Here is a 23,861-nt window from a genome sequence, read left to right as displayed (position 1 = left end):
AGCTGTGTATCGTCTCTTGTGCATGCATTCTACGCAGGCTTCTAAAAACTTGGCAAACCGGAATCTGTATTAAAACCTGAATAATGGCAGGGCTTAGGATAAATGAGACAAATGCACGGCAAATGAAATACCCTATCCTCACCACACTGACGCTGACTCCATCGAAAGGCTGCCATCATGTTCGGACATATCCTCCGCAATACGCGCACCCATTGCTACCTGGCCTTGCTGGTGGGCGGTATTTGTACAAGTGCTGCAGCAGCCGATGCAGCCCGCTTCCCCGACGCCGCCGCCAGCGATCCGGCCAAGTTGGGCTGGATGGTCGGCGCGCCGCCGCCGGCCGATCGCATACTGCGCTTCGAAGACGGCAGCTATTTCCAGTTTCCGGCGATGCGCTGGAGCGTATCCAACTTCCGCCAGTTGATGCCAACCATGAATGTCTCACGCGGACTGTCCGCGCCCGGCGCCTTGCCGTATGCCTTGCGTAGCGATATCGATGATGTGCGTTTCATGCCACTAAACGGCAAACAAGCGATGACGTGGCGGGAATCGCTGGCCACCAATTACACCGATGGCATCGTCGTCCTGCATAAGGGCCGCATCGTCTACGAACGCTACTTCGGTGTGCTGAAAGCAGACGGTCAGCATGGCGCCATGTCCGTCACGAAATCCGTGGTCGGCACGATGGGCGCAATGCTGGTCGCCGAAGGACGCATTGACGCCAATAAGCGCGTCGCCGACTACGTACCTGAATTGGCACAATCCGCATTTGGCAATGCCACCATACGACAGGTGCTGGATATGACCACCGGCCTGAAGTTCAGCGAAGACTATGCCGATCCGAATGCGGAAGTCTGGGCCCATGCGCAAGCAGGCAATCCGCTCCCCAAACCCAAGGACTACACCGGCCCACGCAGCTATTATGAATTCCTGCAAACCGTACAACCGCAAGGACAGCATGGCGAGGCCTTCGGCTATAAAACCGTGAACACCGATGTGCTCGGCTGGGTGATTGCACGCGTCACCGGACGTAATGTTGCGGAACTGCTATCCGAACGCATCTGGCGACGCCTCGGAGCCGAACAAGATGCCTACTTCACCGTCGATTCGATAGGCACTCCCTTCGCAGGTGGTGGTCTGAACGCCGGCTTGCGCGACCTCGCCCGCTTTGGTGAAATGCTGCGCAACAATGGTCGTTTCAATGGCCAGCAAATCGTGCCGAAATCGGTAGTGGACGATATACGCCGCGGCGGCGACAAGGAAGCCTTTGCCAAAGCGAACTACACCTTGTTACCGGGCTGGAGCTATCGCAATATGTGGTGGGTTACGCACAATGAAGATGGCGCTTACACGGCACGCGGTGTACATGGCCAAACCATCTATATCGATCCGAAAGCGGAAATGGTGATCGTGCGGTTTGCATCGAATCCGATAGCGGGCAATGCCGCCAACGACCCGACTTCGCTGCCGGCCTATCATGCACTGGCACAGCACCTGCTCGCCCGTCCACGCTGATACATGGCTCCCGATGGCGCATGGTGTAACATGCGTCACCGCATCGGGGTGCAAGCGATAACAGGCAGACAAGAAATCCTTTGTCTTCTGCCTGCACACCATTATTGCCTGCACCACGACATTTCTCCTTTCAGAACAGCACGATGACCAGTCCCAGCGCAAATGCAGCACCCGTCAAACCGATTAGCGAAGAAGCCATCAGCGCCGCTGAAGGACATTTGCGCAACGTGCTGGCGCTGGCAATAGAACATACTGCTGCGCATGCTGCACTCGTAGTGACCGATACACGTAGCGAGCTTGCTCTGGTATTGGGCGAAGCATATCGACGCTGCCTGCCGGATGCCCGCTTCATCGACTTTGACAGCGTTGCGCCGGAAGCCGTACTCGCCGCTTTTGCTGAACTTGAAGCAGACGACCTGGTGGTATTGATCCAATCCACCAACTTCCGCCTGGAAGCTTTCCGTATCCGCGTCGAACTCTTCAAACGCTCCCTCAAGGTCATAGAACATCCGCATCTGTCGCGCATGACCGGCGAGCAGGCAGGACATTACATTGCATCCCTGGCCTACGATCCGGACTATTACCGTGGTGTCGGGCAAGCCTTGAAGATGCGTATCGACCAGGCGAGTCGCGGTGTACTTGAAAGCGGGGGTGAACGTTTGCTATTTGCCTCGCCGTTCGAACCGGCCAAACTGAATATCGGTGATTACAGCGAGATGAATAATGTCGGCGGTCAATTCCCGATAGGTGAAGTCTTCACCGAGGCGCAAGACCTGGAAGCGGTCAACGGCCGTGTCAAGATTTTCGTCTTTGGCGATACCGCATTCCGTGTCAATAAACCGGAACATGCGATTACCCTCGTCATTGAAAAAGGACGGGTAGCGGATGTAATTGATTCGACACCGGCATTCGACGAAGTACTCGCCAATATCCGCGCCGACGAAGGCGAAGTCTGGTTACGGGAACTGGGCTTTGGCATGAACCGCGCTTTTTCGCGGGAACGCCTGGTCGATGACATCGGCACCTATGAACGCATGTGCGGTATCCATTTGTCGCTGGGTGCCAAACACGGCGTCTACAACAAGGCCCTTATCAGGCGCGCCACCGCACGTTATCACGTGGATGTATTTGCCGTGACGGATGCAGTTTATCTGGATGATGAACTGGTCTATAGCGAAGGTGCGTGGCAAGTCGCATAGGCGACCAACACTTGCACAGCCGCAAAAAAAACGGACCTGCATCAGCAAGTCCGCTTTCCACACAACGCTTATAAACCTGTTTAATTCAATCACACCAGCGTCAGCGTAACGTCGATATTGCCACGTGTGGCATTCGAGTATGGGCAAACGATATGCGCTTTATCAACCAGGCTTTGTGCAACCGCCCGATCCAGGCCTGGCAGGTTGATTTGCAATTCCACTTCAATACCAAAACCGGTCGGGATCTGGCCGATGCCGACATTGCCCTGTACCGAGGCATCTGCCGGGAAGGCGATTTTTTCGCGGGCGGAGACGAACTTCATCGCGCCCAGGAAGCATGCCGAGTAACCGGCGGCAAACAATTGTTCCGGATTGGTGACGGCACCGCCGGCACCGCCGAGTTCTTTCGGTGTACCCAGTTTGATATCCAGTACGCCATCGGATGAAACGGCACGGCCGTCACGGCCACCGGTTGCAGTTGCGTGAGCGCGGTAAAGGACTTTTTCGATCGACATGGTCATTCTCCTGAAGGTTGATTCATTTAAGAAATTCAGCGATTTAAATTGGACGGTTCGCTGCATACCGAAACTACCAAACAAACATTACAAACACATTAATTGCAAACTATTAAATAGCGCACTACTTAAATACAAATATTAATGGGACATTTATACCACTTGCCCCATCGCTTTTAAAACCTAGCCACCGGCCGCCAGCTTGCTGCGCAAGGCAACCAATTGTTCTTTCATTGCCACGACTTCATCCAAGCTACAGGCGGTCGCACACAATACTTCACCCTGCATTTCCAGCGCTTTGCTGCGCAAGGCATCGCCGCTTTTGGTCAGCGTAATAATGACCTGGCGCTCGTCATTGGCCGCACGTACCCGTGTAATCAATTCCGCCGCTTCCATGCGTTTGAGCAAGGGCGTCAAAGTAGCCGAATCAAGGAACAGCCGCTCGCCAATATCCGACACCGTCAACTCATCCTGCTCCCACAACACCATCATGACCAGGTATTGCGAATAGGTCAGGCCCAACCTTGGCAAGAGCTTGCGATACACCTTGCTCATCGCCAATGAAGTCGAGTACAGCGCAAAGCAAAGCTGGTTATCCAGCCGCGGAGCGTTGTCGGGTTTTGTGGATTTCGATTTCATGGAAAGAATAATATATAGTGCGCTATTTAATTGCAAGCTATTTTTAAAAATAAATGTTGTAACAGCACCACCCGTCGTTCAGCCGCATAAATCAACGGGAATACGGCCGGAACTATGCCTGCACGGTACAATACGCCCCGCCAGCGCACTTGGTGAAGGCCTTTTTTGGGCTTTTCCCCGAGGCAAGCGCGCACTTTATTTCCCGCACAGAAGATATCCAGCATGACCGATCACACAGCCGACGACGGCAAAAAGCCTCTTTTCTACGATCCGACCGAGCACCGCATCCGCAGTTTTGTGACACGCGCAGGTCGCTTGTCGACTGCGCAGGCTCGCGCTATCGAAGAACTTGGACCGCAATTTTTCATTCCTTATACCAAAGCACCACTGGATATAAACCAGGCCTTCGGCCGCACTGCACCGACGATTTTTGAAATCGGCTTCGGCATGGGCGAGACCACGGCAAAGATAGCCGCCGGCATGCCGGAAAAGAATTTCATCGGTGTCGAAGTACATACGCCCGGCGTGGGCAGCTTATTGAAACTGATAGGCGAACAGGGCTTAAGCAATCTGCGCATCATTCAACACGATGCGTTTGAGGTGTTGACGAATATGATAGCGCCGGAATCCCTGGCCGGAGTGCATGTGTTCTTCCCGGATCCATGGCATAAAGCGCGGCATAACAAACGCCGCCTGATCCAACCGCCTTTGGTGGAATTGCTGTCGTCACGGATTAAAAAAGGTGGCTATCTGCATTGCGCTACCGACTGGCAGGAATATGCGGAACAAATGCTGGAAGTATTGAGTGCTGAGGCTAGCTTGCAAAATACTGCAGAAGGCTATGCACCGCGGCCGGATTATCGGCCTGTCACCAAGTTTGAAAACCGCGGCTTGAAGTTGGGCCACGGTGTGTGGGATTTGGTGTTCGAAAAAAAGTAAATCTGTCGCAGAAGTATTGCCGAAGGCCTTAATCCATCTCCGCGATTAAGGCCACGATATCCGCGCCGTAAGTCTCCAGTTTCTTTTCACCTACGCCGCTGACGCCGCGCAAATCATCGAGCGAAGCCGGCTGTGCCTTGGCGATTTCGCGCATCGTCGCATCATGGAAAATGACATAGGCTGGCACATTGTGCTTGCGGGCCGTTTCCATACGCCACCAACGCAGTTTCTCGAACACCGCCTGTTCCGCTGTCGACAAATCGGTTTCAACAAAGCCCTTAGGCTTGCTGCTGGCACGCTTGGATTTGAGCGGTTTCTGGTATTCACGCAGTTGTACTTTTTCGCCGCCCTTCAGCACCGGGCGTGCCGCTTCGGTCAGCTTGAGCGCACCGTAAGACTCATGATCAACACTGACCAAACCCAATGCGATAGATTGACGCAAGATGGCGCGCCATTCCGCTTCGCTGCGATCAGAGCCAATACCGAAGGTGGAAACCTCTTCATGTTGCCATTGCTTGATCTTGTCTGAATCCACACCGCGCAAGACATCGAGCACATGCATCGCGCCGAAGCGCTGCCCTACACGGTATATCGTCGACAGCAATTTCTGCACTTCGACCGTTGCATCGAAAGAACGCGGCGGATTCAGACAAGTGTCGCAGTTACCGCAAGGTGTAGACGCCTGCCCGAAGTAATCTAGCAAGCGTGAACGGCGACAATGCAGCGTCTCGCACAAGCCCAGCATTGCATCCAGCTTGACGCTCTGTACCCGTTTGAAAGTTTCGTCCGCCTCCGATTCATCTATCATGCGGCGCTGCTGCACCACGTCCTGCAAACCGTAAGCCATCCAGGCGTTGGCCGCACCACCATCGCGCCCGGCGCGGCCGGTTTCCTGGTAATAGCCTTCTATGCTTTTCGGCAAATCCAGATGCGCGACAAAGCGCACGTCAGGCTTATCTATGCCCATGCCGAAAGCAATGGTCGCCACCATGACGATGCTTTCTTCACGCAGGAAGCGCGCCTGGTTTTTACTGCGCGTGGCGAACTCCATACCGGCGTGGTAAGGCAAGGCGGTAATGCCGTTTTCATTGAGGAACTCGGCAGTCTCTTCGACTTTTTTGCGCGACAGGCAATACACAATGCCGGCATCGCCCGGATGTTCGCTTTCGATAAAATCCAGTACTTGTTTGCGACCGTTCGCCTTCTCCACGATCTGGTAACGGATGTTAGGACGGTCGAAAGATGAAACAAACATGCGCGCATCGTCGAGTTGCAAACGATGAGCAATCTCGGCACGGGTCTGGTGATCGGCTGTCGCAGTCAGCGCAATACGCGGCACTTGCGGGAAGCGTTCATGCAAGACTGACAGGCGTATATATTCGGGGCGGAAATCATGCCCCCATTGCGATACGCAATGGGCTTCATCAATCGCAAACAAGGCGATTTTGGTGGTTTCCAGCATGTCCAGGCAGCGCGGCGTCATCAAACGTTCCGGTGCGACATACAGCAGGTCGAGGTCACCGCTGCGCAAGCGTCTTTCTATGCGCACCGATTCTTCAAAACTTTGGGTGGAATTCAGGAAAGCGGCACGTACACCGACTTCGGCCAGCGCATCCACCTGGTCCTGCATCAGGGCAATCAACGGTGAAATCACGACACCAACGCCATCACGCAACAAGGCCGGAATCTGATAGCACAGCGACTTGCCGCCACCGGTCGGCATCAATACCAAAGCATCGCCGCCACGCGCGACCACATCCACGATCTCGGCTTGTTCACCGCGAAACGATGAGTAGCCGAAAACGGTTTCGAGGATATGCAGCGCCTGCGCGCCGAGTTCAGTCTTGCTCATTCTTGCAATTTAATCTGCCCACACAACCCAGCCGTAGTAAGCGCTCAGCAATACAAACAGGCCAAACACGATGCGGTAGTACGCAAAGAAGGTGAAATCATGCGTGCTGATGTAACGCAGCAACCAGCGTACGCACAGGAAAGCCGATACGAAAGCAGCGAAACCACCAAGGCCGAACAAAGGAATATCAGCCATGGACAGCAAGGCCCGGTCTTTATAAACAGAATAAACCGTTGCGCCCATCAGGGTAGGAATCGCGAGGAAGAAAGAAAATTCCGTAGCCGCCTTGCGCGACAGGCCGAAGAACATGCCGCCTATGATGCTGGCACCGGAACGGCTGGTACCCGGGATCAGTGCGAATGCCTGCGCACAACCGACCTTCAGTGCATCCAGCATGGTCATGTCATCCACGGTCTCGACACGGGCAACGAAATCCGTATTGCGATTGCGTTTTTCTATCCACAGGATGATGAAACCGCCGACGATAAAGGCAATCGCCACCGGTACCGGGGCGAACAGCTTTTCCTTGATCTTGCTGGCGAACACCAGGCCCAGCAATGCTGCCGGCAGGAAGGCGATAATAATATTCAGCGCGAATTTTTGCGCTTTACGCTCGGTCAGCAAACCGCCCAGCACTGCCGCAATCTTGGCGCGGTATTCCCACACCACGGCCAGCATCGCGCCGGTCTGGATCGCAATTTCAAAAACCTTGACCTTGGGGCCGGTAAAGTCCAGCAGGCTGCCTGCAAGAATTAAATGTCCGGTCGATGAAATCGGCAAAAACTCCGTAAAGCCTTCGACGATGCCCATGATGATGGCTTTGAGCGCGAGTATTGGATCCATGGCGATGTGTTCAATATGAGGGGGTAATAAAAAACCCGCCGGTTGTGACGCCGTACGGGTTACAACGTATGCGCTGTGCTGCCAGCAATGCGGCACTTCGGTCAGCGCGATCGAGCAGGCTCAAAGGTTACCACGAGACCGCATGCCGCTGTTCTGATTTTGCTCTGCAAACAGAAGCTGTCGCAGGGCTGTTGCCGCACTGGAAGCCGGTCTGCCCAGATGCACTAACGCTCCGACTCAGGCTGCCGTCAATCGTTCCAATGTCATTAAATAAATCATCGCTTCCGCGCGCGAGTTGCCGCACATTTCCGCTTGCGGCTGCAAGCCGCCACACACGGCCGGGCGTTCCGGCCGGTCGAAGATGCGGCACAGATTGTCCTCATCCAGTTGCACGCAGCGCACGCCGGCTGGCTTGCCATTCGGCATGCCGGGTATCGCCGAGGATATCGACGGCGCGGTGCAGCAGGCACCGCAATCGGGGCGGCAACTCAAGACATTAGTCATTCGACAATTTTTCGGATGGGGATGGAAGACAGGCGCGATTTTACCGGGAAGCGCGGAAATCACCGCTTTTATGGTGCAAAAGCCATTTGTCACCACAAATCGGTGCCCGAATCAGCGCGCAGGCTTGACGCTTGCGGGGTGGGCGCTTACATTACGGATGCCCGGCAATGTAGCCATTGCCCAAGCGCAGCACAGTGCCGCAAACACTGATCACGTCGTGACCGCAGCCTCCCCCTGGAATGCTCAAGTCCATCCGCTTCATAGCAAGCGCTTACGCCAGCTATGTTGCGCCTGTTTTCGACTGTCAGAATGCGGCCGGACGCCTGTCATTTGATAAAATGCCTGTTTTTCTTATTTAGCTATTCTAGAGCCAACAAAATGAACATCGAAAAAGCCCGTTTCAACATGATCGAACAGCAAATTCGTCCTTGGGATGTGCTCGATCTGGACGTCCTCGAATTATTGGTTGTAGTAAAGCGCGAAGCATTCGTGCCGCTTGCCTACCGTGCACTGGCCTTTGCCGATAGCGAAATCCCGCTGCCGCATGGCGAAAGCATGATGACGCCAAAACTCGAAGCCCGCATCATGCAGGAGCTGGCCGTCAAGAAACACGAAAACGTCCTCGAAATCGGTGCCGGTTCCGGTTATATGGCAGCACTGCTGGCGCACAAGGCGCGCCACGTGACCACCGTGGAAATCGAACCTGAACTGAAAGCACTGGCAGAAAAGAACCTGGCCGACTATGGCGTAAGCAATGTCACGGTTGAACTGGGTGACGGCGTACAAGGCTGGGGCGATGCAAGCTATGACGTCGTAGTGGTATCGGGCTCGGTACCCAGCGTACCGGAAGCATTGCTGGCGAATCTCAAAGTCGGTGGCCGCCTGCTGGCCGTCGTCGGTACCGCACCTGCGATGACAGCACAAATCATCACACGTACATCTGATGTGGCTTTCAGCACTGTCGGCTTGTTTGAAACATTACTCAAGCCGCTGCGTAACGCACCTGTGCCATCACAGTTCAAGTTCTAAGGAATTGCAATGCAACACTTGACCGCGCCGGAACTGGCAGCGTTGATCGCGACACCGCAAGGTGCCGCCCCCTATCTGCTCGACGTGCGCGAGCCGTGGGAATATCAAACCTGCAAAATCGAAGGCTCGGTCTCGATTCCGATGAATACCATTCCCGGCCAGCTCGAACAGCTGGACCGGAATGCCGCTATCGTTTGCATCTGTCATCACGGCGCACGCAGCCTGCGCGTAGCGCACTTCCTTGAAGCCAATGGCTTCTCCCGCGTGACCAATCTCACTGGCGGCGTCCATGCATGGGCGCAACAGGTGGATCCGGCCATGCCGACTTATTAATTACATCTGTCATTCGCCTGCCTCAATCTCCACCTCAGTAATCGGAAAAGCAATGCCCAAAGCCAAGCTCGTCATATTGATCGCAGGCGCTTTTCTTACACTGCAGGCGCAGGCGGTCAATTTGCTGCAGCTCTATCAGGAAGCATTGGTCAATGACGCGGTTTACTCCAGCGCGCGCGCCAACCTGAGTGCCGGACAGGAAGCATCGGTACAGGGGCGCGCCAATCTCTTGCCGCTGATCGGCATTAGCGGCACATACCAACACGCACAACGCGACAACGTGCCGGATATCAAGTCGCGTGGCTATACGCTGTCGCTGTCGCAACCCTTGCTCGATGTCGCCGCCTGGCAGACTTACGAACAAAGCAAACTCTCGGTTGCCGCCAGCGAAGCTGCCTTCGCCATCGTGCAACAGGATCTAATCCTGCGCGTGGCGCAAGCCTACTTTGATGTGCTGGCGGCACAAGACACGCTGACAGCGTTGTTGGTACAAAAGGATGCAATCAGCGAACAACTCGCTTCGGCCAAGCGCAACTTTGAAGTCGGCACCGCCACCATCACCGATACGCACGAAGCACAAGCCCGCTACGACCTGGTGATCGCGCAGGAATTCGGCGCGCAAAATGACCTGGCTATCAAGCGCACCGCCCTGCAACAAATTATCGGCAAGGCACCAGCGGAATTAGCCATCTTGCGTAAAGGGGTGGAATTAAGCGCGCCGGAACCGGCCCAGATCAATACCTGGGTTAGCAGCGCGGAAGAACAGAACTACGTCGTATTGCAGCAAAAGCTGGCACTGGAAATCGCCAAGCGCGAAATCACGCGCAACCGTGCCGGTCATTACCCTACCGTTGATCTGGTCGCCAGCCGCAGCGACAGCAACCAGCGCAACAGCGCGATCTCAAGCCTCAATAGCGGAACCGGACCGACCAGTGCAATCGGCTTGCAATGGAATATCCCGCTCTTCAGCGGCTTTGCCGTCACCAGCCGTGTACGCCAGGCAATCGCACTGGAAGACAAATCACGCTCTGATCTGGAAAGCGCGCGTCGTTTTGCCGCACAAAATGCGCAGCAGGCTTATCTGGGTGTGACGAGTGGTTTGGCGCAAGTCAAAGCCTTGCAGGCGGCAGAAGTTTCCAGCCGTTCGGCACTGGAATCAAATCGCCTCGGATATCAGGTAGGTGTGCGCATCAACATCGATGTGCTGAATGCGCAGCAGCAATTATTCATCACGCAGCGCGATCTGTCGAAAGCGCGTTACGACACATTGATGAATAGCCTGCGCCTGAAATCAGCGGCAGGCTCGCTGCGGGAACAGGACCTGGTACAGATCAATACTTTATTGATCCAGCCCTGAAGCAGTCGCCGGCGGCGCGGCTAACTAAAAATCAATTAACTATTCAGGCCTTCTTGCGGCGCAAGGATGGTGCATTGCGCAAACCATCCAGGCAGGCATCGACCAAAGGCTCGACCACTTCTTTCAGGTCGAAGCTGTCCGGCGAAAATAACCAGTCTGTCAGCAAACCAACCAGGCTGCTGTGTAAACTCAATACCGCCAGCTGGGTATCGAGGTCGGCCGGCAATTGCCCCATCGCAACTGCCTCTTCGAGGATACTCTTCATGTTTTCCAGGCCTTCGCGATGACATTCGCGCTGACGCACCCAGATCGGATCGTTGTGATCGACCAATTCGCATTTCAGGAATATGATATCCAGAACCCTGCGTGAGCGCGGATTGTCGACGACATCGCGCAATAACCAAATCCAGGTATGACGTAGATGCCCCAAGGGATCACGCACGAATTTTTCGCCCGGCGTTGTCATCATGGTTTCCATCGGCAAACGCACGCGCTCGCACATGGCTTCAAACAAATCGCTCTTGTTTTTGAAGTGCCAGTAAATTGCACCACGCGTCACATCTGCCGCGACTGCAACATCTGCTAACGAAGATTGCGCAAGGCCACGGGTAAAAAACACCTCTTCCGCAGCATCCAGAATGCGGTTGCGTGTTTCCAGTGCCTCTTCTTTCGTTGAGCGAGCCATAAAATCATAGTCCTGTCATAATTTTCGAATATTTATGTATGTTTAGTGTCTGGTTAAAACAATAATTGCCAGCTATACATACATTCGCGAACGTATGTATAATACCCGATTTACTGCATAGCAGCAAAGCAAAGCATTCTGGCAAACTTGCATAAACGAATGCATTTGCCTTTATTCAGTCTTACCTTTTTCTTTACCGGACTGTTGATGTTCTGACAGCGCAATCCACCTACCGTGCGAGATGTTTATGAGTTCACTTCCCCGTTTGACACGCCTTAGCGCCGCCCTCTTCCTTGTTTATGCAATCGCCGGTTGCGGTGCAAAATCAGACCAAGCAGCAGCACCCCCACCCCAAGAAGTTTCCGTCGTCACCGTACAACCAGGCGTACTGGGTGTAACGAATGAATTGCCGGGCCGCATGGAATCCATCCGCGTCGCCGAAGTACGTGCTCGCGTACCTGGCATCGTACTGAAACGTGTATTCCGTGAAGGCAGCGATGTCAAAGCAGGAACGCTGTTGTACCAGATCGATCCGGCCCAATTGCAAGCCACTTATAACAGTGCCGATGCGGCAGTCGCGCGCAGCGAAGCAACACTGGCGACCGCTGAACAGAAAGCCAAACGTTACAAGCCGCTGGTTGAAACCAATGCCGTCAGCAAACAGGAATACGACGATGTCGCGGCCGCCGAAAAGCAAGCGATCGCCGACCTGGCATCGGCCAAGGCCGCACGTGAAAACGCCCGCCTGTCGCTCGGTTATGCCAGCGTCACTTCGCCTATCTCCGGCCGCATCGGTCGCGCGCTGGTGACTGAAGGTGCTCTGGTTGGTCAGGGCGACGTCACCCCGCTCGCCATCGTGCAACAAATCGACCCTATCTACGTCAACATGACGCAATCGGCGAACGAGGTCCTGAAGCTCAAACGCGCAATGGATGAAGGTAAGTTGAAGAGCGCCGGCAAAGGCGCTGCCAAAGTTACCCTCATCACCGATGATGGCCAGGAATATGGTCGTCCGGGCAAACTGCTGTTCTCCGACCTGACGGTTGACGAAAGCTCGGGCTCGGTCACACTGCGTGCTGAAATCCCTAATCCTGACGGATTGCTCCTGCCGGGTATGTATGTACGTGCCCGTCTCGAGCAAGCGGTTGATGAAAACGCTATCACCGTACCGCAACAGGCTGTGCTGCGTACCCCGGGCGGCTCCGCCGTCATGGTAGTCGGTGCTGACGGCAAGGTCGCTTCGCGTCCTGTCAAAACCGGCAGCTCCAGTGGCACCGCGTGGATCATCACTGACGGCTTGAAAGAAGGTGACCAGGTCATCGTTGAAGGCCTGCAAAAAGTCCAACCGGGCGCAACGGTCAAACCAGTGCAATGGCAAAAACCTGCTCCAGCGGGCGCAACTCCTGCAGCGGCAGCACCAGCAGCTCCGGCCGCAGCTGCTGCTCCTGCAGACAAACCAGCGCAACCCGCCCCTGCAGACAAGACCGCAGAACAACCGAAGTCGAAGTAAGGGAGTACTTTAATGGGTAAATTTTTTATTGACCGCCCGGTTTTTGCCTGGGTGCTGGCGATCTTCATCATGCTGGCCGGCGTCCTGGCAATTACCAGCCTCCCGGTCTCGCAGTACCCGAACATCGCACCACCGCAAATCGTTGTTACCGCTACCTATCCTGGTGCTACTGCACAAACGTTGGACGATAGTGTTACCAGCCTGATTGAGCAGGAGATGAATGGCGCCGATGGTTTGCAATACATCGAGTCGCAAAGCCAGGCCAATGGCCAGGTGCAAATGACTGTGACCTTCTCGCCGGCAACCAATCCGGATCTGGCTGCAGTCGACGTACAAAACCGCCTGAAACGGGTGGAAGCACGTTTGCCGGCTGCGGTCACGCAACAAGGTGTGCAAGTCACCAAATCACGTAGTAACTTCCTGCTGTTTATCGGTCTGTCCTCGACCGATGGCACTCTGGATCCGGTTGCACTCGGTGATTATCTGTCACGTAACGTACTCAATGAAATCAAGCGTGTGCCAGGCGTCGGCCAGGCACAATTGTTTGGTACAGAACGTGCGATGCGTATCTGGATCGATCCTGCCAAACTGGTCGGCCTGAACCTGACGCCATCCGATGTCAACAGCGCGATCACTGCACAAAATGCACTGGTTGCCGGCGGTACACTCGGCGATTTGCCTAGCCCAAGCACGCAGCAGATCGCGGCAACGGTGGTGGTGAATGGCCAGTTGAACAGCCCTGAGCAATTCGGCAATATCGTACTGCGTGCCAACAAGGACGGCTCCACTGTCCGCCTGCGTGATGTCGCACGCATCGAAGTCGGCGGCCAGTCGTATGCAACGTCCGGTCGTCTTGACGGCAAGCCAAGTTCCTTCGTCGGAGTACAGCTGTCACCAACCGCGAATGCGCTGGGCACGGCAACCGCCGTGCACAAGAAGATGGATGAACTGTCGAAGTACTTCCCGGCAGGCGTGAAATACACCATCCCTTACGACACCTCCAAGTTCGTCAAGATCTCGATCGAAGAAGTAGTTAAAACCCTGATCGAAGCGATTATCCTGGTGTTCCTTGTGATGTATCTGTTCTTGCAGAACATCCGCTACACATTGATCCCGACCATCGTGGTGCCGGTCGCATTGCTGGGTACTTTTGCGACCCTGTTGCTGTTCGGCTTCTCGATCAACGTGCTGACCATGTTTGGTATGGTGCTGGCGATCGGTATCCTGGTCGATGATGCGATTGTGGTGGTGGAAAACGTCGAACGGATCATGAGCGAAGAAGGTCTGTCGCCACGTGATGCAACCCGCAAGGCGATGGGCCAGATTACCGGCGCGCTGATCGGTATTACGCTGGTATTGATCGCGGTGTTCATCCCGATGGCATTCTTCGGTGGTGCGGTCGGTGCGATTTACCGTCAGTTCTCGCTGTCCATGGTTGCGTCGATGGTGTTCTCGGTATTGATGGCGTTCACGCTGACACCGGCACTGTGCGCTACTTTGCTGAAACCGGTAGAAGCCGGCCATCATCACGAAAAACGTGGCTTCTTCGGCTGGTTTAACCGTCACTTCAATACTACTGCTGCCGGCTATCAAGGCTTCGTTGCGAAGATGTTGACCAAGACCGGTCGTTACATGCTGGTCTACGGCCTGATCCTGGTGTGCGTCGGCGTACTGTATGCGCGCCTGCCTGCTTCCTTCCTGCCGAACGAAGATCAGGGCTACATCGTGACCAACGTGCAGTTGCCGGCTGGTGCCAGCACCGGTCGTACACTGGAAGTGCTGAAGACCATCGAAAACTACTACCTGAAAGAATCTGCCGTCGAACACGTTATTTCGATCGCCGGCTTCAGCTTCTCGGGTAACGGTCAAAATGCGGGTCTGGTATTTACCCCGCTGAAAGACTGGAGCAAACGTAGCGCGGCGGAATCTGCCGATGCCGTTGCAGGTAAAGCTTTCGGTGCCTTCATGGGTATCAAGGATGCGATTGTGTATCCACTGAACCCGCCACCGATTCCGGAACTGGGTAATGCAACCGGCTTCACTTTCCGTCTGCAAGATCGTGCCGGTCTCGGCCACGACGCTTTGGTCGCCGCACGTAACCAGATGTTGGGGATGGCTGCACAAAGCAAGGTACTGGCAGGTGTCCGTCCTGAAGGCCTGGAAGATGCACCGCAATTGCAAGTGGATATCGACCGCGACAAGGCAAATGCCTTGGGCGTACCGTTCTCTACCATCAATAGCGTGCTGTCCACCGCACTCGGTTCGGCTTACATCAATGACTTCCCGAACCAGGGTCGTCAACAACGTGTAATCGTGCAAGCGGATACACAAGGTCGTTTGCAACCGGAAGACCTGACCCGCCTGTATGCACGTAGCTCCGCAGGCACGATGGTTCCGTTCTCCTCCTTCATCACATCGAAGTGGATTACCGGTCCGGTGCAATTGATACGCTATAACGGCTATCCGGCAATGAAGATCTCCGGTGGTGCAGCTCCTGGCCGCAGTACCGGTGAAGCAATGGCTGAAATGGAAGCCATGGTTGCCAAATTGCCGCCTGGTTTCGGTTTCGAATGGACTGGCCAGTCGCTGGAAGAAAAAACCTCCGGCTCGCAAGCTCCTGCCTTGTATGCACTGTCGCTGATCGCCGTATTCCTGGTGTTGGCTGCATTGTATGAAAGCACTTCGATCCCGTTCTCGGTGATGCTGGTGGTACCGCTCGGTATCTTTGGCGCGCTGCTGGGTGTCACGCTGCGCGGCATGCCTAACGACGTGTACTTTAAAGTCGGCATGATTGCGGTGGTCGGCTTGTCTGCGAAGAACGCGATTCTGATTATCGAATTTGCGAAAGACTTGCAGGCACAGGGCAAAGGCCTGATAGAAGCGACACTGGAAGCGGTGCACTTGCGGTTCCGTCCTATCATCATGACCTCGCTCGCTTTCATCCTCGGTGTATTGCCGTTGGTTATTGCAAGCGGTGCCGGCTCTGCCAGCCAGCGCGCGATTGGTACAGGTGTGATGGGCGGCATGATCACAGCAACCGTATTCGCCGTGTTCCTGGTACCGGTGTTCTTTGTGGTAGTTCGCACGCTGTTTAAAGGTAGCGAACGTCAGCGTCGCAAATATGCGGCGAGCAAGCCACGTGATGAGGAAGAAGAATTATGATGAAGACCATAACATTGGCTTTACTGGCAGCAGGCGTATTGAGCGCCTGCTCCATGGCCCCAAAATATGTGCGTCCTGACGCACCGGTAGCGGCGGAATACGGCGTGCCGTCCAAAGCCGATAACAACCAGGTGCGTGCAGTTGACATCGGCTGGCGTAATTTCTTTACCGACCCGCGCCTGCAGGTTTTGATCGGCAATGCAATCGCCAACAACCGTGACCTGCGTGTTGCGGCCTTGCGTATCGAAGAAGCCCGTGCGCTGTACAACATTCAATCGGCGGATTTGCTGCCGACCCTGAATGTCAATGCCACCGGCTCACGTGCCCGCGTACCGGCTTCGATCAGCAACACCGGCAGCAGCGTCGTTTCGAGCAATTACCAGGTCGGCCTCGGCCTGGCGGCATTCGAACTGGACTTCTTTGGTCGTGTACGCAGCCTGAGCGATGCCGCCCTGGCCGCCTACCTGTCGACCGAAGAAGCGCAGCGCGCAGCACAGATCAGCCTGGTGTCGGAAGTCGCCAAAGCCTATCTGTCGGAACGCTCATTTGCCGAGCAACAGGATCTGGCACGCCAAACCTATGAAAGCCGCGTCGAAGCCTACAAGCTGTCGAAGCAACGCTTTGAAGTAGGTGCATCGTCGGCACTGGACTTGCGCAATGATGAAGCACTGCTGCAAACAGCACGTGCCGCTGAATTGCTGGCACAACGCCAACGTGCGCAGGCCATGAATGCGCTGACCCTGCTGGTTGGCCAACCATTGACCGACCTGCCACCGGCGCAAGCACTGTCGTCACAGACTATTCTGACCGATATTCCGGCCGGCCTGCCTTCGGATTTGCTGACACAGCGTCCTGACATTCGCAGCGCAGAACAAACCCTGCTCTCCGCCAATGCCAATATCGGTGCAGCAAGGGCTGCTTTCTTCCCGCGCATTTCGCTGACGGCCGGGCTCGGTACTTCCAGCAATGAATTGGCCGGTTTGTTTGAAGGTGGTTCGCGTTCATGGTCGTTTGCACCGCAATTGGTGCTGCCGATTTTTGATGCCGGCCGTAACCGTGGCAACCTGAACCTGGCTGAAGTACGCAAAGACATTGCAGTGGCAAATTACGAGAAGAGCATACAGGTTGCATTCCGCGAAGTATCGGATGCACTGGTTGCACGTGATTTGCTCGACCAGCAAGTCGAAGCGCAGCGCCTGGTACAGGAAGCACAGGCTGAACGTTTCAAATTCGCCACCCAGCGTTTCCAGAATGGCATCGCCAGTTCGCTGGACGTGCTCGATGCACAACGCGAATTGTTCACTGCGCAGCTAAGCCTGGTACAAGTACGTCTGACGCGCCTGACGAACGCAGTCGACCTGTATCGTTCACTCGGCGGTGGTCTGGTGGAAACAACCGTGGCTACGGCACCGGCGGCAACACCGGCACCGGCAACCATAAAGTAAGTTGCTGCAGCAATAAAAAAGGGAGGCCATTTTGTGGCCTCCCTTTTTTTTCGTCTGCAAGTCCAGACGACTACCCGTTAATGGATTGCATCAACGTACTAAGCAGCAACAGACTGATTTTTTTCTGCCGCTGCTTTGGGGAAATTGGTTGTCAGCTGGATTTGTTCGGCCAGCGTTCTTGCCAGCGGCTCGAACACGGCACGACGCTGTTCGGTTAACGCATCACCGGCCTGACCATTTACCAGGCAAGTCACCTTGCAACTACCGGAAGTACATGCGCTTAACAGGATCTGGCCCAATTGGCCGAGTTCGCTGTGTCGCAAAATGTATTCGTAGGATGTTGCAGAGATGGGTTTCCGCTGCGCGGTAACATTCGGTGGTAATTGAAATGACATAGTGTGTGCTCCGTTTCAGTCTCTATTCTCGTCGTATTCGCGTTCTTTTCGTATCCCATCGATATGGGATATCGATCAAGATAGGCGCGTAAGACGTAATTTCTTTTTATGCCGATATGTTTCGGCTGTGCTTTTGAACCTCGTCGCCTGATTGCACTCAGACCCACATCGGATTCAAATTCAACAGGAAAGTTCATGCGTAAACTCTCACTATCCCTCTCGCTGCTGATGGCTCTCCATATGGGGGCGCATGCGCAGGAAAACAAGACCCAAATGAAACCTGGCTTATGGGAAATGAGCGCGAGCTCTGAACTGTTGAATCTGGTCGAACAAATTCCACCAAATCAAATGCAAAATCTGAGCAATTTGGCAAAACAATATGGTTTTGACATGCCAAAGATTCAAAACGGTGCAGCCACGTCCAAGGTTTGCATCACACCTGAAATGGCGGCACAAAACATTCCACCTTCCGCATATCACCGCCAGTCCGGTTGTGAAGCACGCAATGCCAGCCGCGTTGACAACCGTTACAGCGCTGACCTGGTTTGCAACAGTGATCAAGTCAATGGCCAGGGCAAAGCCGAAGCCACACTTAATACACCCGAAAGTTTCAGTGGAAAAACCTCATTCAAGGGTACGGTGCGTGGCGTGGCAGTCGATGAATCCGCCAATACCAGTGGTCGCTGGCTGGCCGCAACTTGCACCGCCGGCAAAACCGTAAACTGATTTTGTTGCAGGCGGATGCGCAGATACAAGTCGTAACAAAGCTTACGGATTTGCTCTAGATATCACTGCTGCCTTGGTTTGTAATAGAGCCATCGAACAAGGAGCAGATAATGAATAAATTTTTAAGCGCGACTGCAGGAATACTGGCCACCGCGACCTTGCTGTTTGCAGCCACACCTGCGATGGCACGCGTGGATGTAGACCTGAATATTGGCGTCCCGGTCTACGGCGCACCAGCACCTGTCTATGTGCAGCCACAGCCTGTGTATGTACAACCACGACCAGTGTATGTGCAGCCACGCCCGGTTTATGTCCATCCGCGCCCTTACTACGGTGACAGGCATTATCGCCACAGGCACTACTACGATCGCCATGATCGCGATCATGACGGCGTACCGAATCGTTACGACCGTAGGCCGAACAATCCGCACCGCTATTAATCAAAGATATTTGAAGCCGCTCGCTATTTGATGAGCGGCATCAGCAAGCTCATGGTACGGCGGGTCGCACCGCCGTGTTGCTGTGCAAAGTGTTGCGCTTTTAGTCCCATCGCATTCCGTGCAAGATCGTCGTCCAGCAAACGGATCGCCTGCTGCCACATGTCCGCGGCATTCGCGACCCGGATGGCGCCACCGGCAGCAATGGCATTCTCTGCTGCATCAGCAAAATTAAAGGTATGCGGCCCCACCAGTACCGGTTTGCCGACCGCACTGGCTTCAATCAGATTATGTCCGCCCAGCGGCAATAAACTGCCGCCGACAAATGCCAGGTCACAAGCCGAGTAATAGGCAAACATTTCACCCATGCTATCACCGAGGAATACGCGCACATCCGCATCCAGCGACGCGCTACCGGCAGTCGAACGGCGTGCCAAGGCCATACCACGCACCTGCACCATTTGCGCTACGTCATCGAAGCGCTGCGGATGGCGCGGCACTATCATCAGCAAGATGTCGGGACGGTTCACGGCGAGCAGCGCATCCAGGATCAGTGCTTCTTCCCCATCCCGCGTATTGGCGCATGCCAGTACTTTGCGCTGGCCGAACTGCGTGCGCAGCAATGCGCCACGTTGCAACATTTCCGCTGGCGGCGTCACATCAAATTTAATACTGCCGGTCACATGCACATCAGGCGCGCCCAACTGTTTCACACGCTGCGCATCACTCTCGGTTTGCGCCGCCACGCACGACATGGCAGCAGCAGCTTCGACAAACAGCGATGGAAACTTCAATGCCTTTTTCAATGAGCGCTCGGACAAGCGCGCATTCACCAAAGCGACTGGCACATCGTAGTGTGTACATTGCGCCATCACATTCGGCCACACTTCGGTTTCCATCAGCACGCAAATGCGCGGCTGGAAAGCACGCAGGAAACGCCCTACCATCCAGGCCGTGTCATACGGCAAATAGCTTTGCAACACGCGTGGCTGCTTGCCAAACAAATCCTTACCCGTCGCGCGCCCGGTAGGCGTCATATGCGTGAGCAATAATTGATGGCTTGGATAAGCGGCCAGCAAGGCATCGATCAGTGGTTGTGCGGCACGCGTTTCGCCTACTGACACCGCATGCACCCACAACAACGGGGTCGAACCGTCATACGGTACGCCACCATAAAACCCCAGGCGTTCCGCGATGTGTTGCCGATAACCCGGTTCCTTGCGACCACGCACAAACAGCCGCAGCAAAACGAGCGGCAAGGCAAACCACCAGGCAAGGGAATAAATCAGGCGCATAAGATGGATAAGCCGGATAAGGGCAAGAAGGCGAACATAAAGGGATAAATTGAATAATTCAGCCGTATTATGCCGTGCAGCGGGAAACTAGTGCGTGTTCTGTAAGGAGTTCAAGCCGGATTTCGTATTTCATCAACAGGCGCAACCGGCTTTGCACCGGCCGCGCCCTGCCTTACCGCTTTAATACGGCAATACCGCATCCGGCTTGGCCGCCAGGATCACCCGTTTGAATTCGGCCTGGATGTGCTGCAAAGCAGCCTGCGACTCCGCTTCAAAGCGCATCACGATCACCGGCGTCGTATTCGATGAACGGGCCAGGCCGAAGCCATCCGGATATTCGACACGCAAACCATCAATCGTGATGATCTGATCGGAATCCGGGAATTGCGCTTCACGTTGCAACTTGGCGATCAGCGGGAAGCTTTCGCCTTCCTTCAGTTTCAATTGCAATTCGGGGGTACTTACCGATTGCGGCAAGGCATTCAAGACTGCCGACGGATCTTTTTCACGGCTCAGCAATTCCAGCATACGCGCACCCGCATACATGCCGTCATCAAAGCCATACCATCTATCCTTGAAGAAAACGTGACCGCTCATTTCACCACCGAGTGGCGCACCGGTTTCGCGCATTTTCGCCTTGACCAGCGAATGACCGGTTTTCCACATCAGCGGTTTGCCACCACGCTCGGTAATCCATGGTGCCAGGTGACGCGTACATTTCACGTCATACAGGATTTGCTCACCCGGATGACGGGTCAGTACATCCTGCGCAAACAACATCAATTGGCGATCCGGATAAATAATCTGGCCATCCTTGGTCACTAGGCCGAGACGGTCGCCGTCACCGTCAAAAGCGAGGCCGATTTCGGCATCGGTCGTCTGCAGGCAGCGGATCAGGTCTTGCAGGTTTTCCGGATGTGCCGGATCCGGATGATGGTTAGGGAAGGTGCCATCCACTTCGCAAAACAGTTCAATCACATCGCAACCCATCGCACGATACAAATCACCGGCGAATGCACCCGCCACCCCGTTGCCGCAGTCGATTGCGATTTTCATCGGACGCGCCAGCTTGACGTCGCTCACGATTCTCTTTTGATAGCCGTCGGCGATATCGTAGGTGCGATAACTGCCTTTTCCTTCAGCAAATTCCTTATTCACAATAGCTTGATACAAGGCTTGGATAGTGTCGCCGTATATCGCTTCACCGGCCAGCACCATCTTGAAGCCATTGTAGTCAGGCGGATTATGGCTGCCCGTCACCATGATGCCGGATTGTGCATCCAATACATGCGTACCGAAATACAGCATAGGGGTAGCCACCACGCCGAGATCGACTACATCGATGCCGACTTCCTGCATGCCTGCGGCCAGTGCCGTCGCCAGTTCGGGGCCGGACAAACGGCCGTCACGTCCCAACACCACGACTTGCTCGCCTTTGGCGCGTACCGCGCTACCGAAAGCGCGTCCGATATCGCGGGCCACATCAGCATCCAGTGTCGAACCGATAATGCCGCGTATGTCATAGGCTTTGAAAATGCTTTGCGAGAGAGTCAGCATGTTAGGTCGTTATCCTTATTTATCCGATTAAGCGATTTGGTTTTACGTCAGCGGCAAAAACACCTGGCCAGGCTTTGCAACTTGCTCTGACGCATTTTATAGGATGCGATACATTAAAGTAGCGGCACCGTCATTCCTGCAGCCAACATTTTTACAATGAGCTTGTTCGACACAGAGTCGGCCAGCTAGTTTCAAACTGATTGCTTATAGCGCCCTATCTTTTGCTGCACTCCGGAAATTCTCTGCGGAATCCGCGATAATGTCCGCCATCCCACCCGCTTTTATCGGATTGTCCGCATACATGACTACTTACGCCATTGGTGATTTGCAAGGTTGCCAGACCCAACTAGACGACTTGCTGCAACAAATTGATGCGGTCGCACCGCAGGCGCAACTGGTATTCGTCGGGGATATCGTCAATCGCGGTCCGCGCTCGCTCGCTACCTTACGCCAAGTACGTGCGCTGGGAACGCGTGCACGCATCGTGCTGGGCAACCATGACCTCAACCTGTTGGCAATCGCCTGTGGCCTGCGCAAGCCGCACGCAAGCGATACGGTGGATGACATCATGGCAGCCGATGATCGCGACGAACTAATAGACTGGTTACGTCACCAGCCTTTGGCACTGGCACAGGATGGCCATTTATTCGTACATGCAGGTGTGCTGCCACAATGGAGCGCCATGCAAACGGTCGCACTGTCACGCGAAGTCGAAGCAGTGCTGCAAGGTCAGGACTGGGTCGCCTTCCTGCAAAAAATGTATGGCAATGAGCCATCCTTATGGGATGACAGCTTGCAGGGTGATGATCGCCTGCGCTGCATCGTCAATGCGCTGACGCGCATACGCTTTTGCCAGGCTGATGGCCGGATGGATTTCAAGGCGGTGGAAGGTCTGGCACATACACCGGCTGGATTAATGCCGTGGTTTGAAGCGCCCGATCGCCGCAGTGCCGACACGACCGTCGTCTTTGGTCATTGGTCTACACTGGGATTGACGGTGCTACCGAATGTGATCGGACTGGACACCGGTTGTGTCTGGGGTGGGCAGTTGACTGCCATGAACCTGGCAGACCGGACAACGATACAGGTCAAATGCCCGCAACACCAAAAGCCGGGCAAGAACTAGGCAGTGGTTCCCGGCTGTCGCTCATAGCCGAGTTTGGCCGCGATGGCCTGGCGTGCTTCCAGTGATAAATCGCGACGATGCGTGCCTGTGCTTGCTATCGCCGGCAACAAAGTCAGTTGCGCCGTCATCTTGCGCGCCTTCATGATCAGCAACATGCTGTCAACAAAAGTCATGTCGCCGATAAAGTCAGCCGCCGCATGCAAATTCCCCTGTTCGTCAACATAGCGCAAAGCATAAGGCTGAACCGGTACGCCGGCTTCAATCGCGGCTTCAAATAAATTCGGATGGAAGGATAACAGCGTGCCTTGTGCCGCCGTCGTGCCTTCGGGGAAAAAAGCGATGCGTTCGCCAGCGCGTATGCTCGTCACCAGGCCTTCATACACGCGCCGTACTTCACGCTGCTTGCCGCGCGCAATAAAGATGGTGCCGGATTTTTCGCATAACCAGCCCAACGCCGGCCAGCTGCGGATATCCGCTTTCGCGACGAAGCGGCAAGGTTGCAGGGAATTGATGACGAAAATATCCAGCCACGAAACATGATTGGAAACGATCAATGCCTGGGTGGCCGCCCCTGCATCATTGCGGATATCCACTTCCACCTGCAGGATAGCCAGTAAACCCGCCGACCATTTCTTGATACGCTGATCGCGACTGGCCGTGCTGATAAAAGGGAAAATAAAGGCACTCGTGCACAGGCCCTGCACCAAGTGCAGCATTACACGTAGAAACGGCAAGGCGATCATACGAAAGCCTTGCCGATGATGACAGCCATCAGCTGATGCAGAATCATGCGTGAAC

General features: G+C 54.8%; 22 protein-coding genes. 12 read left to right on the top strand and 10 right to left on the bottom strand.

Annotation, left to right across the window (positions count from 1 at the left end):
• Positions 1-177: 177 nt before the first annotated feature.
• Both ACFQPC_RS15870 and ACFQPC_RS15865 read left to right on the top strand, forming a co-directional pair.
• A complete protein-coding gene (locus ACFQPC_RS15870; RefSeq protein WP_382272811.1) occupies positions 178-1,515 on the top strand; it encodes a serine hydrolase domain-containing protein in 1,338 nt (445 codons plus the stop codon).
• Positions 1,516-1,658: 143 nt separating this feature from the next.
• The gene (locus tag ACFQPC_RS15865) at positions 1,659-2,714 is read left to right on the top strand and encodes a M29 family metallopeptidase (protein WP_382272810.1); all 1,056 of its coding nucleotides are present in this window, start codon (positions 1,659-1,661) and stop codon (positions 2,712-2,714) included.
• 89 nt (positions 2,715-2,803) lie between these two features.
• On the opposite strand, the gene ACFQPC_RS15860 is transcribed toward ACFQPC_RS15865, so the two are convergent.
• Together ACFQPC_RS15860 and ACFQPC_RS15855 are read right to left on the bottom strand one after the other, a co-directional pair.
• Positions 2,804-3,229: an organic hydroperoxide resistance protein gene (locus tag ACFQPC_RS15860; protein WP_041296651.1), complete on the bottom strand. Its 426-nt coding sequence runs from the start codon at positions 3,227-3,229 to the stop codon at positions 2,804-2,806.
• Between the two features lie 183 nt (positions 3,230-3,412).
• Positions 3,413-3,868 carry a MarR family winged helix-turn-helix transcriptional regulator gene (locus ACFQPC_RS15855; protein WP_382272809.1) on the bottom strand — a complete coding sequence of 152 codons (456 nt, stop codon included), beginning with the start codon at positions 3,866-3,868 and terminating at the stop codon, positions 3,413-3,415.
• A 222-nt stretch (positions 3,869-4,090) separates the two neighbouring features.
• On the opposite strand from ACFQPC_RS15855, the gene trmB reads away from it, so the two are divergent.
• A complete protein-coding gene (trmB, locus tag ACFQPC_RS15850; RefSeq protein WP_382272808.1) occupies positions 4,091-4,807 on the top strand; it encodes a tRNA (guanosine(46)-N7)-methyltransferase TrmB in 717 nt (238 codons plus the stop codon).
• Between the two features lie 28 nt (positions 4,808-4,835).
• Here the strand turns inward: trmB and recQ are convergent, their stop codons facing one another.
• The 3 genes from recQ to ACFQPC_RS15835 all read right to left on the bottom strand — a co-directional run bounded on the left by recQ (position 4,836) and on the right by ACFQPC_RS15835 (position 8,006).
• Positions 4,836-6,659 (bottom strand): DNA helicase RecQ, encoded by a 1,824-nt coding sequence (gene recQ, locus ACFQPC_RS15845; RefSeq protein ID WP_382272807.1) that lies wholly within the window; start codon positions 6,657-6,659, stop codon positions 4,836-4,838.
• A gap of 9 nt (positions 6,660-6,668) precedes the next feature.
• Complete coding sequence (locus ACFQPC_RS15840) at positions 6,669-7,502, bottom strand: undecaprenyl-diphosphate phosphatase (RefSeq protein WP_012080779.1); 834 nt, start codon at positions 7,500-7,502, stop codon at positions 6,669-6,671.
• 237 nt (positions 7,503-7,739) lie between these two features.
• Positions 7,740-8,006: a YkgJ family cysteine cluster protein gene (locus ACFQPC_RS15835; RefSeq protein ID WP_382272806.1), complete on the bottom strand. Its 267-nt coding sequence runs from the start codon at positions 8,004-8,006 to the stop codon at positions 7,740-7,742.
• A gap of 378 nt (positions 8,007-8,384) precedes the next feature.
• Between ACFQPC_RS15835 and ACFQPC_RS15830 the strand changes: the two genes are divergently transcribed.
• Genes ACFQPC_RS15830 through ACFQPC_RS15820 form a run of 3 tightly spaced genes read left to right on the top strand, consistent with a single transcriptional unit; the run spans position 8,385 to position 10,725 of the window.
• A complete protein-coding gene (locus ACFQPC_RS15830) occupies positions 8,385-9,035 on the top strand; it encodes a protein-L-isoaspartate O-methyltransferase family protein (RefSeq protein WP_382272805.1) in 651 nt (216 codons plus the stop codon).
• Positions 9,036-9,044: 9 nt separating this feature from the next.
• A complete protein-coding gene (locus tag ACFQPC_RS15825) occupies positions 9,045-9,368 on the top strand; it encodes a rhodanese-like domain-containing protein (protein WP_382272804.1) in 324 nt (107 codons plus the stop codon).
• Between the two features lie 52 nt (positions 9,369-9,420).
• Entirely contained in the window at positions 9,421-10,725 is a 1,305-nt protein-coding gene (locus tag ACFQPC_RS15820; protein WP_382272803.1) for a TolC family outer membrane protein, read from the top strand.
• Between the two features lie 43 nt (positions 10,726-10,768).
• Here the strand turns inward: ACFQPC_RS15820 and ACFQPC_RS15815 are convergent, their stop codons facing one another.
• Positions 10,769-11,410, bottom strand: coding sequence for a TetR family transcriptional regulator (locus ACFQPC_RS15815; protein ID WP_382272802.1), 642 nt, complete (start codon positions 11,408-11,410; stop codon positions 10,769-10,771).
• 247 nt (positions 11,411-11,657) lie between these two features.
• Between ACFQPC_RS15815 and ACFQPC_RS15810 the strand changes: the two genes are divergently transcribed.
• Genes ACFQPC_RS15810 through ACFQPC_RS15800 form a run of 3 tightly spaced genes read left to right on the top strand, consistent with a single transcriptional unit; the run spans position 11,658 to position 17,527 of the window.
• Complete coding sequence (locus ACFQPC_RS15810; protein WP_382272801.1) at positions 11,658-12,920, top strand: efflux RND transporter periplasmic adaptor subunit; 1,263 nt, start codon at positions 11,658-11,660, stop codon at positions 12,918-12,920.
• Between the two features lie 12 nt (positions 12,921-12,932).
• Positions 12,933-16,082, top strand: coding sequence for an efflux RND transporter permease subunit (locus ACFQPC_RS15805; protein ID WP_382272800.1), 3,150 nt, complete (start codon positions 12,933-12,935; stop codon positions 16,080-16,082).
• Positions 16,079-17,527 (top strand): efflux transporter outer membrane subunit, encoded by a 1,449-nt coding sequence (locus ACFQPC_RS15800; protein WP_382272799.1) that lies wholly within the window; start codon positions 16,079-16,081, stop codon positions 17,525-17,527. Before ACFQPC_RS15805 ends, ACFQPC_RS15800 begins: the two co-directional genes overlap by 4 nt.
• Before the next feature lie 98 nt (positions 17,528-17,625).
• On the opposite strand, the gene ACFQPC_RS15795 is transcribed toward ACFQPC_RS15800, so the two are convergent.
• The gene (locus ACFQPC_RS15795) at positions 17,626-17,922 is read right to left on the bottom strand and encodes a hypothetical protein (protein WP_382272798.1); all 297 of its coding nucleotides are present in this window, start codon (positions 17,920-17,922) and stop codon (positions 17,626-17,628) included.
• Positions 17,923-18,117: 195 nt separating this feature from the next.
• Here ACFQPC_RS15795 and ACFQPC_RS15790 point away from each other — a divergent pair, with 195 nt between their 5' ends.
• Positions 18,118-18,648, top strand: coding sequence for a DUF3617 domain-containing protein (locus ACFQPC_RS15790; RefSeq protein WP_382272797.1), 531 nt, complete (start codon positions 18,118-18,120; stop codon positions 18,646-18,648).
• A gap of 110 nt (positions 18,649-18,758) precedes the next feature.
• Positions 18,759-19,088: a hypothetical protein gene (locus tag ACFQPC_RS15785; protein WP_382272796.1), complete on the top strand. Its 330-nt coding sequence runs from the start codon at positions 18,759-18,761 to the stop codon at positions 19,086-19,088.
• 23 nt (positions 19,089-19,111) lie between these two features.
• Here ACFQPC_RS15785 and waaA read toward each other — a convergent pair whose 3' ends face one another.
• Both waaA and ACFQPC_RS15775 read right to left on the bottom strand, forming a co-directional pair.
• Positions 19,112-20,380: a lipid IV(A) 3-deoxy-D-manno-octulosonic acid transferase gene (gene waaA / locus ACFQPC_RS15780; protein ID WP_382272795.1), complete on the bottom strand. Its 1,269-nt coding sequence runs from the start codon at positions 20,378-20,380 to the stop codon at positions 19,112-19,114.
• A 180-nt stretch (positions 20,381-20,560) separates the two neighbouring features.
• On the bottom strand, positions 20,561-21,937 hold the full coding sequence (locus ACFQPC_RS15775) for a phosphomannomutase/phosphoglucomutase (protein ID WP_382272794.1): 1,377 nt from the start codon (positions 21,935-21,937) through the stop codon (positions 20,561-20,563).
• 301 nt (positions 21,938-22,238) lie between these two features.
• Here ACFQPC_RS15775 and ACFQPC_RS15770 point away from each other — a divergent pair, with 301 nt between their 5' ends.
• Positions 22,239-23,063, top strand: a complete 825-nt coding sequence (locus ACFQPC_RS15770) for a symmetrical bis(5'-nucleosyl)-tetraphosphatase (protein WP_382272793.1) — start codon at positions 22,239-22,241, stop codon at positions 23,061-23,063.
• On the opposite strand, the gene ACFQPC_RS15765 is transcribed toward ACFQPC_RS15770, so the two are convergent.
• On the bottom strand, positions 23,060-23,806 hold the full coding sequence (locus ACFQPC_RS15765) for a lysophospholipid acyltransferase family protein (protein ID WP_382272792.1): 747 nt from the start codon (positions 23,804-23,806) through the stop codon (positions 23,060-23,062). The genes ACFQPC_RS15770 and ACFQPC_RS15765 overlap by 4 nt on opposite strands.
• Between the last annotated feature and the right edge of the window lie 55 nt (positions 23,807-23,861).

Origin of the sequence: Herminiimonas glaciei (genome assembly GCF_042664955.1) — a bacterium.
GTDB classification, from domain to species: domain Bacteria; phylum Pseudomonadota; class Gammaproteobacteria; order Burkholderiales; family Burkholderiaceae_D; genus Oxalicibacterium; species Oxalicibacterium glaciei.
This window is presented reverse-complemented; position numbering and strand designations above follow the sequence as displayed.

Coding starts and splice junctions, on each gene's coding strand:
- ACFQPC_RS15870 (WP_382272811.1), top strand. CDS start 178: ATGTTCGGACATATCCTCCGCAATACGCGCACCCATTGCTACCTGGCC.
- ACFQPC_RS15865 (WP_382272810.1), top strand. CDS start 1,659: ATGACCAGTCCCAGCGCAAATGCAGCACCCGTCAAACCGATTAGCGAA.
- ACFQPC_RS15860 (WP_041296651.1), bottom strand. CDS start 3,229: ATGTCGATCGAAAAAGTCCTTTACCGCGCTCACGCAACTGCAACCGGT.
- ACFQPC_RS15855 (WP_382272809.1), bottom strand. CDS start 3,868: ATGAAATCGAAATCCACAAAACCCGACAACGCTCCGCGGCTGGATAAC.
- trmB (WP_382272808.1), top strand. CDS start 4,091: ATGACCGATCACACAGCCGACGACGGCAAAAAGCCTCTTTTCTACGAT.
- recQ (WP_382272807.1), bottom strand. CDS start 6,659: ATGAGCAAGACTGAACTCGGCGCGCAGGCGCTGCATATCCTCGAAACC.
- ACFQPC_RS15840 (WP_012080779.1), bottom strand. CDS start 7,502: ATGGATCCAATACTCGCGCTCAAAGCCATCATCATGGGCATCGTCGAA.
- ACFQPC_RS15835 (WP_382272806.1), bottom strand. CDS start 8,006: ATGACTAATGTCTTGAGTTGCCGCCCCGATTGCGGTGCCTGCTGCACC.
- ACFQPC_RS15830 (WP_382272805.1), top strand. CDS start 8,385: ATGAACATCGAAAAAGCCCGTTTCAACATGATCGAACAGCAAATTCGT.
- ACFQPC_RS15825 (WP_382272804.1), top strand. CDS start 9,045: ATGCAACACTTGACCGCGCCGGAACTGGCAGCGTTGATCGCGACACCG.
- ACFQPC_RS15820 (WP_382272803.1), top strand. CDS start 9,421: ATGCCCAAAGCCAAGCTCGTCATATTGATCGCAGGCGCTTTTCTTACA.
- ACFQPC_RS15815 (WP_382272802.1), bottom strand. CDS start 11,410: ATGGCTCGCTCAACGAAAGAAGAGGCACTGGAAACACGCAACCGCATT.
- ACFQPC_RS15810 (WP_382272801.1), top strand. CDS start 11,658: ATGAGTTCACTTCCCCGTTTGACACGCCTTAGCGCCGCCCTCTTCCTT.
- ACFQPC_RS15805 (WP_382272800.1), top strand. CDS start 12,933: ATGGGTAAATTTTTTATTGACCGCCCGGTTTTTGCCTGGGTGCTGGCG.
- ACFQPC_RS15800 (WP_382272799.1), top strand. CDS start 16,079: ATGATGAAGACCATAACATTGGCTTTACTGGCAGCAGGCGTATTGAGC.
- ACFQPC_RS15795 (WP_382272798.1), bottom strand. CDS start 17,922: ATGTCATTTCAATTACCACCGAATGTTACCGCGCAGCGGAAACCCATC.
- ACFQPC_RS15790 (WP_382272797.1), top strand. CDS start 18,118: ATGCGTAAACTCTCACTATCCCTCTCGCTGCTGATGGCTCTCCATATG.
- ACFQPC_RS15785 (WP_382272796.1), top strand. CDS start 18,759: ATGAATAAATTTTTAAGCGCGACTGCAGGAATACTGGCCACCGCGACC.
- waaA (WP_382272795.1), bottom strand. CDS start 20,380: ATGCGCCTGATTTATTCCCTTGCCTGGTGGTTTGCCTTGCCGCTCGTT.
- ACFQPC_RS15775 (WP_382272794.1), bottom strand. CDS start 21,937: ATGCTGACTCTCTCGCAAAGCATTTTCAAAGCCTATGACATACGCGGC.
- ACFQPC_RS15770 (WP_382272793.1), top strand. CDS start 22,239: ATGACTACTTACGCCATTGGTGATTTGCAAGGTTGCCAGACCCAACTA.
- ACFQPC_RS15765 (WP_382272792.1), bottom strand. CDS start 23,806: ATGATCGCCTTGCCGTTTCTACGTGTAATGCTGCACTTGGTGCAGGGC.